Genomic DNA, 13,579 nt, shown 5'->3' on the forward strand with positions numbered 1-13,579 from the left:
GACCTCCTAAACTAGCATTTTATAAAGCGAATCATTTTCATGAAGATTGATGTACTGGGGATCAAACTCTTCCAAGCGAGAAATAAACTGCATATAATCTGTTTTATCTCCTAGGGCAATACCGATTAGAACCGGCCCTGTTCCCTTATTGGCACGTTTGATATATTCAAAACGAGTAATATCATCATTTGGCCCTAGAATATCATTTACAAATTCACGAAGAGCCCCTGGACGTTGTGGAAAATTAACAACAAAGTAGTGTTTAATTCCCTCGTAGATAAGCGCACGTTCCTCCATTTCCGGCATCCTGTTGATGTCGTTATTACCACCAGAAATGATACAACAAATGGTTTGCCCCTTGATTTGGTCCTTGACTACCTCAAGAGCTGCAATCGTTGCTGCTCCTGCTGGCTCAGCAACAATACCCAGCTTAGAATAGAGGTCTAAAATAGTCCCAGAAATCCATCCTTCATCCACACCAATCAGGCGATCTACGTATTTCCGAGCCACTTCGTAGGTCGACTTACCAACTTTCTGTACCGCAATACCGTCAGCAAATTTATCAATTTGGTCTAATTTAACCGGACGACCTTTATCAAAAGCCGCTTTCATTGACCGTGCCCCACTTGCTTCAACACCAACAATCTTAATTTCAGGTGCATGTTCTTTCAGATAGGCCGAAACGCCTGCAACCAGACCACCTCCTCCTATGGGAACTAAAATTTGGTCAAAACTAATGGTTTGCTCCTCCGCTTCTTCCAAGATTTCATAGGCTACTGTTCCCTGACCAGCCTGCACATTTTCATCATCGAATGGGTCTATAAAGGTTTTCCCACTTTCCTGAGTATAATCTTGTGCTGCCTTGGCTGACTCATCGAAGGTATCACCTACGAGCCGAATCTCTACGTAGTCTCCTCCGAAAAATTTAACCTGCCCTATTTTTTGTTGCGGAGTTGTAATGGGCATAAAAATCGTAGCAGGAATTTGCATTTCCTGACAGGTATAGGCCACACCTTGAGCATGGTTTCCGGCTGAAGCACAGACCACTCCGCGTGACTTCTCATCATCTGTCAATTGTGAAATAGCATAATAGGCTCCTCGAATTTTAAAAGAGCGAACACGCTGTTCATTTTCTCTTTTTAAATAAATAGTTGCACCATATTTTTCCGACAAGTATCGACTATAATCCAAGGGGGTACGTACTACCACGCGCTTAAGAACGGAGTATGCTTGTTCTACATTTTTTGCTGTAATCATAGTTCCATTAATTTCTTTCTATATTTATTGTACCAATATTCCCTGAAAAATCCTAGCAATTAGACTTATATTCAAGCTACTAGCATGTTATTCAACAGAAAACGAATGTTTAATTTTATAAAAATCTATTTATGAACAAAATGGGCAAAAGAGCTGGGAAAACCAGCTCTTTTATTCATTTTCGGAGATAGGGGAAAAAGGGAATGACATCCCCTCATCTGCCAACTCAAACCTTAAATGTATTGCCATCACTCAAAGTAAAGCTGACTATCACCCTATCTACCTTGATAGTGTTTAATTATAGATTTTGAATGCGTCGTCATCATTGCGTCCGACAAATGGCATTGCTTTGCGGAGTTCTGCACCTACTTTTTCGATTTCAAGATTCTCTGCTTCTTTACGATAAGCTTCCATACGTGGACGGCCTGCTTTATAGTCATTTACAAATTCATTTGCAAATTTACCAGATTGAATATCTGCAAGGACTGCCTTCATGTTTTCTTTGACTTGGTCTGTAATTACACGTGGGCCTGATACATAGTCACCGAATTCAGCAGTGTTTGAGATAGATTGGCGCATTTTCTTAAAGCCACCTTCGTAGACAAGGTCAACGATAAGTTTCATCTCGTGGAGAACTTCGAAATAAGCCAATTCTGGTGCATAACCTGCTTCTGTCAAGACTTCAAAACCTGCCTGCATAAGGGCTGTCAAACCACCGCAGAGAACAGCTTGCTCACCAAACAAGTCTTCTTCCGTTTCTTCCTTGAAAGTTGTTTCTAGAAGACCAACACGGGCTGAACCAACACCTTTTGCCCAGTCCATCGCAATATGTTTTGCATTGCCAGTTGCATCTTGGTAAACAGCATAGAGGGCTGGTACTCCAAAACCTTCTTCAAAGGTACGGCGTACCAAGTGACCTGGACCTTTTGGTGCACACATGAAGACATCCACATCTGCTGGTACCTTGATAAATTTAAAGTGAACGTTGAAACCATGGGCAAAACCAAGGGCATTGCCCGCTTCCAAATTTGGAGCGATTTCTTCATTGTAAAGGTCAGCTTGGATTTCGTCTGGAGCCAAGATCATGATGACATCTGCTTGTTTTGCTGCTTCTGCTACTTCAAAAGTTTCAAAACCGTCTTCTTTTGCCTTGTCAAATGACTTACCTGCACGCACACCGATGATGACATCGTGTCCTGTATCACGCAAGTTTTGGGCATGGGCATGACCTTGTGAACCATAACCGATAACGGCGATACGTTTACCGTCAAGTGCTGCTACTGTTACATCTTTTTCATATTGCATTGTTACTGTCATAAGATTCTCTTTTCTATTTTTTTATTTATAAGGTTGGATGCTCAAAGAAAATGAAGGCTAGACTAGGCGATGTAGGCGAAGATAGAACTAACGTTCATCAAGCCAAGTCAACGCAGTATAGGATTGATTATCGAAGAGGATTAGTCTCTACTAAAGCCAGTCGCACCCGTTCTTGCGATATTCTTAATGCCGTAAGGCTGAATCACGCGCAGGAGGGCGTCAATCTTATCTCCGTCACCTGTCATTTGGATGGTAATAGAGTGAGGTGCCACATCGACAACATTTGCTCTAAAGGGTTGGATAATCGCTAAAATTTCTGCTCGTTTTGTTGGCGGAGCTGACATTTTGACAAGAATCACCTCACGCTCTAAGTGGGGTATATCCGTCAAATCACGGACACGGACCACATCAATCAAGCGGTTCAGCTGTTTGATGATTTGTTCGACCTCATCGTGACTGGTCACGTCTACAATCACCGTCACACGTGAGATGCCATCTACTTCTGTTGGGCCGACGGAGATGGACTCAATATTGATTTGGCGACGAGATAGAATACCCGTAAAGCGGTTGAGGACGCCTGATGAATTTCGTAATTTAGCTGTTAACATTCTACGCATTGAACTTCACCCCCAACATCTCTGCATTACTCTTACCTGCTGGCACCATCGGTTGAACATGTTCACGATTAGAAATATGAACCTCTATGAGCATTGGTTTATCTTCTAAGATAACTTTCATGTCTTCACTTAGAGTCGCTGGATTGTCAAAACTATAATGACTAATGCCATAAGCTTCTGCCAACAATTGGAAATTCGGTTCATCGTCAAATACAGATTGGCTACGACGCTTTTCATAGAAGGATTCCTGCCATTGACGAACCATTCCAAGAGAGTGGTTATTGATCAATACGACCTTAATCGGTACACCATAGCCATTCAAAATAGCCAATTCTTGGTTGGTCATTTGGAAACCGCCATCACCAACAAAGATGATTACTTCTTTATCTGGATTGGCTAATTTGGCGCCGATAGCTGCAGGAATACCAAAGCCCATGGTCCCCATGCCACCAGATGTTACAAGTTGACGTGCATGTTTGTAGGGGTAGAATTGGGCAGCCCACATTTGATGCTGACCAACATCTGTCACGACAATGGCATCCCCTTGCGTCAACTGACCAATTAATTCAATTGCCGCCTGTGGCTTAATAACCTTTTCATCTTCATCATACCAAAATGGCGCCCGACGTTTGTTTTCCAATACTTGTGCCGTCCAATCAGCATAGCCTGTTTCAACTATTTCTAAAGCAAGTAGAGCTTTCAAGGTTGCCTTAGCATCGCCTACTACTGGAATAGCCGTTTTGACAACTTTACCAATTTCTGCGGGATCAATATCAATATGTGCTACCGTCGCATTTGGCGCATAGGTTGTTGGATTTCCTGTTAGGCGGTCATCGAATCGCGCTCCAATATTGATAATGTAATCAGCCTGATCCATAGCCATATTGGCAGCGTATGAACCGTGCATCCCCCCCATAGCCAAGGATAATTCATGCTCAATGGACATTGCACCTAATCCAAGGAGGGTTGAAACTACTGGAATACGGTAGCGCTCTGCAAAGGCAACTAATTCTTTATTGGCATCTGCATAATTGACACCACCACCAGCCAATATAACTGGTTTTTGAGCTTGGCTAAGCTGTTTCAAAATTTTCTTAACCTGCAAACCATTTGGTTCAATCGTTGGCTGATAACTTGGTAGGTGTAGAGTTGGGTCATGATAAAAATCAACAACTCTTTCTTGGATGTCTTTTGGAACATCAATAACAACGGGACCCGGTCTCCCTGTTGTTGCAATATGGAGAGCTTCTGTGATGACTCTAGGAATATCTGCCGTATCCCGAATTTGGTAATTGTACTTGGTAATCGGCATTGTCATCCCCAAGACATCTGCTTCCTGAAAAGCATCTTTACCGATACCACGTGTTGCGACTTGACCAGTAAAAACTAAAAGAGGAACACTATCACCCATTGCATCCGCAATGCCTGTAATGGCATTGGTTGCTCCTGGCCCAGAGGTTACAATGGCTACGCCCACCTTTCCTGATGATTTAGCGTATCCTTCGGCCTCGTGGACCGCTCCTTGTTCATGACGAGCCAAAATATGCTGGATTCCCTCATATTGATAGATAGCATCATATAGAGGCAAAACTGCCCCACCAGGATAACCAAAAACAAGGTCTACTCCTAGCTGATGCAGGGTGTCCAAAATGAGATAGGACCCCGAACGCGGTTGGTCTAGTTGAATTTCTTGCACGAATATTCCTCCTCTCTGCAAATTTGTTATCTACTATAATATCACAAGGAAGTAGAATGTCAAGGAATTTTCTGAAAATTCCTACATTTGTTCGTTTTCTTAACCATTTCCTAACGTTTTCTTAAGCAAAACTTAAGCAAATCCCTTGACTGGCTTGGTTTTAGCTTGCTTTTAGAAAACTTCAGTATAGTAGTCCCAACAAGAAAAATAAATGAGGTTTAGGATATGTATTATGTAGTGATACCGGCTTACCAGCCAGATGAAAAATTAATCCAACTATTAGAAATAATGAAAAACAGGCTAAATTGTCAGGTCATCGTTGTGGATGATGGTAGTACTGGCGCATCCAAAAATATTCTTGAAATCGCCAAAACCTATGCAATTGTTCTACACCATGATGTCAATAAAGGAAAAGGCCAAGCCTTGCGAACAGCCTTTAGTTTCATCCAAGATTTGAGAAAACCAGGTGTTATCGTAACTGCTGACGCAGATGGTCAACATGCTGTGAATGATATTGACCGCATCGCCCGTGCAGCTATGAATTTGCCAAGTCGCCTGATTCTTGGTGTTCGTCAATTTACCAAAGACATTCCCTTTCGGAGTCGTTTTGGTAACAAACTAACCAGAGTATTGTTTAGACTGCAAACTGGTGTCAATGTGTCCGACACACAAACAGGCTTGCGTGGATTCCATACTGACTTAATTCCATTCATGTTAGATATTGAAGGCGATCGCTATGAGTACGAGATGAACATGTTAACTCAGGCAAGTCAACGCTATAAAATTACGGAAGTTCCAATCCAAACCATTTATATCGATGATAATGCCAGTTCGCATTTTCGTCCCATAAAAGATGGGCTGCTCGTTTACAAAAATCTCTTCAAATTTGCCCTGACATCTTTTGGTGGATTTCTAGTTGACTACGGAGTATATGCACTTGCCTTATTGCTACTCACTAGCTTACCAACTGCTGTACGCTTATTGGTCGCAAACACGATTGCTCGCATTTGTAGCGCTACCTGCAATTTTGCACTTAATAAGAAATTAGTCTTTAACAATGAAGAGAGCATCGCACGAACAGGCGCAGGCTACTTTACGCTAGCCCTTGTCCTCTTCCTTTGCGATACAGCCCTCCTCTATCTCTTCCACCAAATTCTAGGACTCAACCTCTACATTGTCAAACTTGCAGTTGGTATCTTCCTTTTCCTAGCTTCTTGGTTTGTTCAAAAGAATATTATTTTTAAAGAAAGGAAATCATTTTCCCATGAAATTGCTTAAAAAACCCTTTGCCTACGCATCCATCTTCGGAATGCTTTTGACAGGAGGCTTTACTTACTCCATGTTAAAAACCTTCGTCATTTCTGAAGCGATAACAACCGTCTCAGCAAGCAATGCTACTTCTACGAGCGAGCAGAATACGACCACAGCTTCGTCTTCCACCACTACCACAACAGCAACCAATGTATCTACTACTGATACTAGTTACTCTGATGATAATATTCAGATAAATTTAGAGACGATTACCACCAATAACACAACTGTTTACGTCGCAGATATTCAAGTCAGCTCACCCGAGTATTTAAAAACAGCACTTGCACAAAACACTTACGGTACAAACGTAACAGCTAAAACCTCAGAAACAGCGGCTGCAAACAATGCCATTCTAGCGGTTAATGGTGACTACTACGGAGCCAACCCAACTGGTTATGTTATTAAGAATAGAGTTCTGTATCGAGACACCGTTCGGGACAATGCATCTTATGGCGACTTGGCCATCTACGCAGACGGCTCATTTGAGGTCATTTATGAAAATGAGATTACCGCCCAAGAATTGATTGACAAGGGCGTTGTCAACCTCTTAGCATTTGGTCCATCATTGGTCGAAAACGGCGAAATTGTCGTCGATACTTCAACAGAAGTTGGACGTGCAATGTCATCCAACCCTCGTTCTGCTATCGGGATTATCGATGAAAATCATTATATCATCGTCGTAGCAGATGGACGTACGTCTGAAAGCGAAGGACTCTCTCTCTATCAATTGGCAGAAGTTATGAAACAATATGGTGCTCAAACTGCCTACAACCTTGATGGCGGTGGTTCATCCACTCTTTACTTTAACGGTCAAGTTATTAACAACCCAACAACAAATGGAAATACTATCTCAGAAAGGGCGGTGAGTGACATTGTCTACATCGGTTACTAATTCAACTACAAGAGTTTCAAGAACATTTATCTCCTACTTAGCAATAACAGCTTTCCTGTTTATTTTCAGTCGAATCTATGAAAGTCTCAGCTATGGCGAAGTCTCTGTCTTTATGCATTATATGTTCTGTGTACCATTAATAGGCGGAGCTGTGCTACTCGGTCTGCTGCAACTTATACCTACTCTTTCACGTCTCTCCTATAATTTGTGGAATTCTGGCGTTGCAACTATTACAGCTGGTTGCCTTCTCCTAGGCATTATCAACCTATCTGGACGTTCAACTACCTTAGATCAACCTTATTGGTACATCGGCGCAGCCTTCCTAGTTCTATCGTTAGTCGGTCTTTTCATCAATCCATCCGCAAACAATCGCCGAAAAACAACCACTTAATCTACAAATAAATGATAAGGGCACTTAAAATTTTTAGGTGCCTTTTACTGCAGAATAAATTGTTGAAAAATTCGGAAATTTCCAATTATTTGTCAAATCTTTTATCGTTTCTTTCATATCTATGATATAATGGGTAAAATAAGATAGGGAGAAGAAAATTATGACCGATACAAACAAACTTAAAAACCTCCGTCATCGTAGTTCCGTCTATGATTCGATGGTCAAGTCACCCAACCGTGCCATGCTTCGCGCAACAGGAATGACCGACGATAGCTTTGAAAAGCCTATTGTTGGGGTTATTTCGACATGGGCTGAAAATACACCCTGTAACATGCACCTTCATGACTTTGGAAAATTAGCCAAAGAAGGGGTAAAAGATGCAGGTGCCTGGCCTGTTCAATACGGTACCATCACCGTTGCAGACGGAATCGCCATGGGAACACCTGGTATGCGCTTCTCCTTGACTTCCCGTGACATCATAGCCGACTCTATTGAGGCAGCTATGGGAGGGCACAACGTGGATGCCTTTGTCGCAATCGGCGGCTGTGATAAAAACATGCCTGGTTCTATGATTGCTATCGCCAATATGGACATTCCTGCTGTATTTGCCTACGGTGGAACCATCGCACCAGGAAACCTCAATGGTAAAGATATTGACTTGGTTTCTGTCTTCGAAGGAATCGGAAAATGGAACAATGGCGACTTAACTGCTGAAGAAGTTCGTCAGATTGAGTGTAATGCCTGTCCTGGACCTGGTGGTTGTGGGGGTATGTACACTGCCAATACCATGGCTACTGCCATTGAGGTAATGGGTATGTCTATTCCTGGCTCTTCTTCTCACCCTGCTGAATCTCCTGAGAAGAAGGCTGATATCGAAGAAGCTGGTCGTGCTGTTGTACGCATGCTAGAACTTGGTATCAAACCATCTGACATTATGACGCGTGAAGCCTTTGAAGATGCTATTACAGTCACAATGGCTCTGGGGGGCTCAACCAACGCTACGCTCCATCTTCTAGCCATCGCCCATGCTGCTAATGTTGAATTAACATTGGAAGATTTCAACGATTTCCAAGAACGAGTACCTCACCTAGCTGACCTAAAACCATCTGGTAAATATGTCTTCCAAGACCTCTATAATATCGGCGGTGTCCCTGCGGTTATGAAATACTTGCTCAAAAACGGCTTCCTTCATGGCGACCGCATCACATGTACAGGTAAAACCGTTGCTGAAAACCTAGAGAATTTTGCAGACTTGACTCCAGGTCAAGAGGTCATCATGCCACTCGAAAATCCAAAACGTGCAGATGGCCCACTCATCATCCTCAAAGGTAACCTTGCTCCTGAAGGTGCCGTTGCCAAGGTTTCTGGTGTGAAAGTCCGCAACCATACAGGTCCAGCCAAGGTCTTTGATTCTGAAGAAGAAGCAATCGAAGCCGTCTTGACCGATGAAATCGTAGATGGCGATGTAGTCGTTGTCCGCTATGTTGGACCAAAAGGCGGTCCTGGTATGCCTGAAATGCTATCCCTTTCTTCCATGATTGTCGGAAAAGGCCAAGGTGACAAGGTAGCCCTTCTAACAGACGGTCGTTTCTCTGGTGGTACCTATGGACTGGTTGTTGGACACATCGCACCTGAAGCTCAGGATGGTGGACCAATTGCCTACCTCCGTACAGGTGATTTGGTGACGGTTGACCAAGATACCAAAGAAATCACCATGCACGTTTCTGACCAAGAAATCGAAGAACGCAAGAAAACCACTGTCATTCCACCACTCTACTCTCGTGGTGTTCTCGGTAAATACGCCCACACCGTATCCTCTGCCTCAAAAGGAGCCGTTACCGACTTCTGGAGACCAGAACGTACGGGGAAAAAATAAGGAACTCAACGACCCTGTCCTCGTGGCAGGGTTTTCCAAAAGGAGAAAAAATGAAACTAAACGTCGAACTCTCCCGCTTTCGAGTCAAAGAAGGGAAAACTGCCAAAGTAGATGAATGGATGGCCTTTCTCAACGAGCACATGGAAGATACTCTCCTCACTCTTGAAGGAGAGAAAATGTATGTCGAAACCATCTTCCGTGAGGTATTGGACGGACGCGAATACCTCTACTGGTACTCTGTCCAAGCCGAAGGAGGGATTGAAGTCGAAGATTCAGAATCCTATATCGACAAAAAACATTTAGAGTACTGGGAAGAATGTATCGACCCGAGCTATGGCATGGTCGATTTGGATCCGCAAGTTGTCATGATTCCCAAACCTGTTTATGAAACCATGGAAGAATTAGACAGACAATACGATGAAACATTTAAAAAGTGAGGCTGGACAGAAAGTCCAGCCTCACTTTTCAGAGTTCGTGTCAACATCTCAGCGCAGTGGTTGATTGGCTTTAACAGTCCATTGGACTGTTAAAGGTTGGAGATAAGATTTGCAAAGCAAATCTTATCTCCAACCTCAAACTGTCTGGGAGACAGTTTTGTAGCGAACTCTATTCGCCCTATCTCCAGCCCCCGAACCTTTGGAGCTATGCGGGGGTGGGAGTGAAATAGTCCAGTGGACTATTTTAGCCCGAACCAACATATTTGGAAGCGAGGGGAACTCTTTTGATCGTCGAGTTCTTTCCAGCTCCCATTTTCTTTTTATTTCGGACTGATACCAAGCGTAATACGTCCGAGACGGCTGATACGGGTCATCTTCCAAGCAGGAGACCAGACAATCTCTACCTGTGCATCGTTTATACCATCAATCGTTTTCAAGGCTGCAACCAATTCACCAGGCATAGTATCCGCACAAGAACAACCTGAATCTGTAAAGGTCATGACAACCTTACAAAAACCAGCTTCATCTAAATGAATCTCATAAATCAAACCCAAATTGTAGATGTCTAGTTCAATTTCAGGATCGTAAATAGATTCTAAAACCTCTATCAACTGTTCTGATACAGTTAAGGCTCGTTCATTAATCTGAATATCTTCTCTCATTAGCTTTCTCATCTTTCTAATTTGTATCATTTTCTCATATTTTTTATCAATTTTCAAGAAAAATTTGCAAATTCTGAATATTCAAAAAAGAGGTTTGAACGAAACCTCTTTTTAATGTTCAGCCTTCTCTAGAATCGACGTAATAGAGAATAGAGAATGGCTAGTGTAACTAAGAAAATGATGGTTTTATAGAAAAGACCTCGTCTTTTCTTATCCGGTTTTGGTTCAACGTAACGAGCTTCTTGAATTTGTTGAGTGATTTCATCTTCTAATAGTTGATTTTTTTTTGTCATCAAAAGCCTCCCCTAGCCTAAGATAGCTACATAGTTTTCTACAAATTCATTACTTGTATGGGTGCGCTGTTCAACGACCTTGTCAGTCAGTCGCCCAGCATTCGCATTCAGTAGTTCTACTAATTTGTGTGGTTCTGCCTGTGGTACAATATGATCTTTAATGATTAACGAAGCATTATGAACAGTATTTTCAAAAGCAAAAATCAACATGTTTTGCTCAAAGGCTTTCCGAACCACTTCCATTACTTGACTTCCATGATTGATGTCCAAATAGATGTCACAGGTATCATATAATCGTTCAAGCGCCCTTTGTGAAATATTTGGGTAAAGTTGAACATTGTCCCTGGTATCAAAAGCCATCAAACGCTGTGACATTTCAGTCAAGGCAGCAATATGGAATTTGAAATTCGGCAGAGCAGTCGTCAAATAGTCCAGTTGCTCAATCTGATCCGAGTTTGTAAAAATAAAAATGTCTTGCCGGTTCTGATTCTCACGTCTTTGAGGGTAGATATAGCCAAGATACACTAACTTTTCAGCCTGTTCTGCAGGCAGAAGCGTCCGCATCTTGTCAAAAGTAGCCTTATCCTGAACCACGACGGTCTGGGTGCGTTGAGTAGCACTAGCCAGTAAAATTTTCATATTACCAGGAATGTCATCTCCTATCGTTTCCTGCCAGAAAAGAATATCCTGTCCTGGTTGTGGCATATTGTAAGATAGGAAAAAAGGAGTCGACAGGGAATTATACCAAATTTGCGAAGTATCCCAGCCCATCTCTTTAAAGTAGTGTTTTAAAAATGCTACACGATTTTCAAAAAAATGAGTCTTTCCTTGCCAATTTAGGATAACATCGCCAGTCATAAAGTTTTCTACAATGACTTCCAAGCCTTCGCGAGTAAAATAACTACGCGTTGTTGCCTTTTGTTCTGCAGTAAAATAGGTCCGAGCATAGAGCCAGCCATATTGATTGTAATGGTCTGTAAAACGAACTTTTTCATTCTTATCCATCCAATCAACATTCTTCACATGTCGTAAATGCTTGGGCTCTGCATAGAAAATTTTCGCACGTTTTTCGCTATATTCCCAGATTTCTCCCTCACCGTTAGTCCCTGTAATTTCCCAGAATGGTGGCACCTTTATCTGATTAAAATAAAGAGGTTTTCCGTGACCGGCTTCCATCTGGCAATAGTATGAATAAACGGATGTCACACCTTCTGGCAAAAAACCATCATCGTTGATGGCAACAGTAGAGCCTGTAAGCCCTGCTTGCTTCAAGGAGTAGTACAAATCTTGACTAGCTGTATGAAAATAATCAAATAATAAAATCATCGCTTACACCTCCTCGATAAATGTTTGCCAAGCTTCTTCTAGACGACTGGTTAGAAATTCTTCTGCCCGCTTGTAAGAAGCCTGATGCCAGGCATCCAATTGGTTAGATTGATACAGTTGAATCAAGCGCTTCGCAAATTCTTGTGCATAGATAATAGCATCATCTGGGTCCTGTCTCGGAATAAGAGAACCATTTTTTTCATTTTCAACAAAGGTTTGGTTCCCGTACGGAACATCCAGACCAATAATCGGCAAACCTGAGCCGATAGCTTCCATCAGAGTCAAACCGAAGCCTTCACTAGTTGAGGCTGTCAGATATACTTGATACTGCTGATAAATATCAGTCAAATCATGGTGCCCCTTGAGATGAATATAACTTTGCGCTTGATGTTGCTCAATCATGCTTGCCAACTTCGATTGCTGACCACCAGCACCATAAATATCAAATGTTAGGTCAGGTAGTTGCTTCTGCGCTAAGACGACACCCTCAACTAACCAATCAATATGTTTTTCTGCAGCTAAACGTGAACAGGTAAGAAGCGAGAATGGCCGTCTTCCTTCGGCTGAATGACGCAATTTATCTAAACTACCGACTGGCAAGACAAAAATAGCTGGATCTAAATTTGTATATTTTTTAAATTGAGCAGACAGCGTATCTTTCTGAGCCTGGGTGGATGTGATGAAGGCGTCAATTTTATCAGCATTGGTAAACTGATATTCATAATAATTATTCCAGAGAATGGTATCCTCTGTCATTGAATTAATATTGTAGTGTTCTGCATGAATCACAACAGCAACCTTTGCAGCTCCCTTATGACGAAGAATAGCTTGACCTGTTCCCGTCGCTCGATCCACAAGAATAATATCTTGACTGGTCAACTGCAAACAATCCAACATATAGCCAATCAATTCTTCTTTTGAAAATAAAATCGTATCCTTGAAACGGAATAGAGACTTTTCACCATCACAGTTTTCTTCATAGGCTACACTGCCATCTTCATTGAAGAATGTCCGTTGATACAACTTAGGCTGATTGTCTACTGGTGCATAGTATTCAGAGAACATTTTTGTATAACTAAAATAGTCTTTACGAATAAGCTTCCCTTTGGATAGGTATTCGACACGTTGCACATAGTCTGGGTGATCTTTTCTCAAAAAACCAACGGCTACAATGCCCTTTTCCTTATCTTCATAGCGGATAGAGTCATTGTTTTGTGAGATTTTAACCATACCAGATGATAAACTCGATTCAAACTGACCAATGGTGTAGGTTGTCGATCTGGTTTTCACATCAGTAAAAAATCCATACAGCCATACTACTTCCTCATCTTGAAAACCAATATTAGCTGTATAATGTGCAAGGTTTTCACCTTGGAACATATCCGTAAAAATAAATTTACTGTCTTGCTGAATATTTCTTAGTATGCTCGCGCGATAGGCTTGAGCATACTCAACGCCACTACTGGCCCAACCGATACCTCGGTTGATATTGTAAATTGTCATT

At 42.0% G+C, this 13,579-nt stretch carries 13 protein-coding genes; 5 read left to right on the plus strand and 8 right to left on the minus strand.

Annotated features, from left to right (window positions below; genetic code table 11):
• Positions 1-6: 6 nt before the first annotated feature.
• From ilvA to GPW69_RS08980, 4 genes are all read right to left on the minus strand, one after another.
• Positions 7-1,257 carry a threonine ammonia-lyase IlvA gene (gene ilvA / locus GPW69_RS08965; protein ID WP_044673916.1) on the minus strand — a complete coding sequence of 417 codons (1,251 nt, stop codon included), beginning with the start codon at positions 1,255-1,257 and terminating at the stop codon, positions 7-9.
• A 294-nt stretch (positions 1,258-1,551) separates the two neighbouring features.
• A complete protein-coding gene (gene ilvC / locus GPW69_RS08970) occupies positions 1,552-2,574 on the minus strand; it encodes a ketol-acid reductoisomerase (protein WP_074391663.1) in 1,023 nt (340 codons plus the stop codon).
• A 140-nt stretch (positions 2,575-2,714) separates the two neighbouring features.
• Positions 2,715-3,191, minus strand: coding sequence for an acetolactate synthase small subunit (ilvN, locus tag GPW69_RS08975; RefSeq protein ID WP_074391662.1), 477 nt, complete (start codon positions 3,189-3,191; stop codon positions 2,715-2,717).
• Positions 3,184-4,887: an acetolactate synthase large subunit gene (locus GPW69_RS08980; protein ID WP_074391661.1), complete on the minus strand. Its 1,704-nt coding sequence runs from the start codon at positions 4,885-4,887 to the stop codon at positions 3,184-3,186. The genes ilvN and GPW69_RS08980 overlap by 8 nt, the downstream gene beginning before the upstream one ends.
• 225 nt (positions 4,888-5,112) lie before the next feature.
• On the opposite strand from GPW69_RS08980, the gene GPW69_RS08985 reads away from it, so the two are divergent.
• From GPW69_RS08985 to GPW69_RS09005, 5 genes are all read left to right on the plus strand, one after another.
• Entirely contained in the window at positions 5,113-6,165 is a 1,053-nt protein-coding gene (locus GPW69_RS08985; protein ID WP_074391660.1) for a bifunctional glycosyltransferase family 2/GtrA family protein, read from the plus strand.
• Positions 6,152-7,090: a phosphodiester glycosidase family protein gene (locus GPW69_RS08990; protein WP_074391659.1), complete on the plus strand. Its 939-nt coding sequence runs from the start codon at positions 6,152-6,154 to the stop codon at positions 7,088-7,090. Before GPW69_RS08985 ends, GPW69_RS08990 begins: the two co-directional genes overlap by 14 nt.
• Positions 7,065-7,481 carry a hypothetical protein gene (locus GPW69_RS08995; protein WP_074391658.1) on the plus strand — a complete coding sequence of 139 codons (417 nt, stop codon included), beginning with the start codon at positions 7,065-7,067 and terminating at the stop codon, positions 7,479-7,481. The genes GPW69_RS08990 and GPW69_RS08995 overlap by 26 nt, the downstream gene beginning before the upstream one ends.
• A gap of 160 nt (positions 7,482-7,641) precedes the next feature.
• Positions 7,642-9,357 carry a dihydroxy-acid dehydratase gene (gene ilvD / locus GPW69_RS09000; RefSeq protein WP_074391657.1) on the plus strand — a complete coding sequence of 572 codons (1,716 nt, stop codon included), beginning with the start codon at positions 7,642-7,644 and terminating at the stop codon, positions 9,355-9,357.
• Positions 9,358-9,407: 50 nt separating this feature from the next.
• Complete coding sequence (locus GPW69_RS09005; RefSeq protein WP_044673901.1) at positions 9,408-9,794, plus strand: DUF6176 family protein; 387 nt, start codon at positions 9,408-9,410, stop codon at positions 9,792-9,794.
• 320 nt (positions 9,795-10,114) lie between these two features.
• On the opposite strand, the gene GPW69_RS09010 is transcribed toward GPW69_RS09005, so the two are convergent.
• The 4 genes from GPW69_RS09010 to gtfA all read right to left on the minus strand — a co-directional run bounded on the left by GPW69_RS09010 (position 10,115) and on the right by gtfA (position 13,578).
• Positions 10,115-10,456 (minus strand): metal-sulfur cluster assembly factor, encoded by a 342-nt coding sequence (locus GPW69_RS09010; RefSeq protein ID WP_024406534.1) that lies wholly within the window; start codon positions 10,454-10,456, stop codon positions 10,115-10,117.
• Between the two features lie 128 nt (positions 10,457-10,584).
• The gene (locus tag GPW69_RS09015; protein WP_153308473.1) at positions 10,585-10,749 is read right to left on the minus strand and encodes a hypothetical protein; all 165 of its coding nucleotides are present in this window, start codon (positions 10,747-10,749) and stop codon (positions 10,585-10,587) included.
• Positions 10,750-10,761: 12 nt separating this feature from the next.
• A complete protein-coding gene (gtfB, locus tag GPW69_RS09020) occupies positions 10,762-12,075 on the minus strand; it encodes an accessory Sec system glycosylation chaperone GtfB (protein WP_044673897.1) in 1,314 nt (437 codons plus the stop codon).
• Between the two features lie 3 nt (positions 12,076-12,078).
• Positions 12,079-13,578, minus strand: a complete 1,500-nt coding sequence (gene gtfA / locus GPW69_RS09025) for an accessory Sec system glycosyltransferase GtfA (protein ID WP_029171037.1) — start codon at positions 13,576-13,578, stop codon at positions 12,079-12,081.
• Position 13,579: the final 1 nt, after the last annotated feature.

Origin of the sequence: Streptococcus suis, from assembly GCF_902702775.1 — a bacterium.
Taxonomy (GTDB): domain Bacteria; phylum Bacillota; class Bacilli; order Lactobacillales; family Streptococcaceae; genus Streptococcus; species Streptococcus hashimotonensis.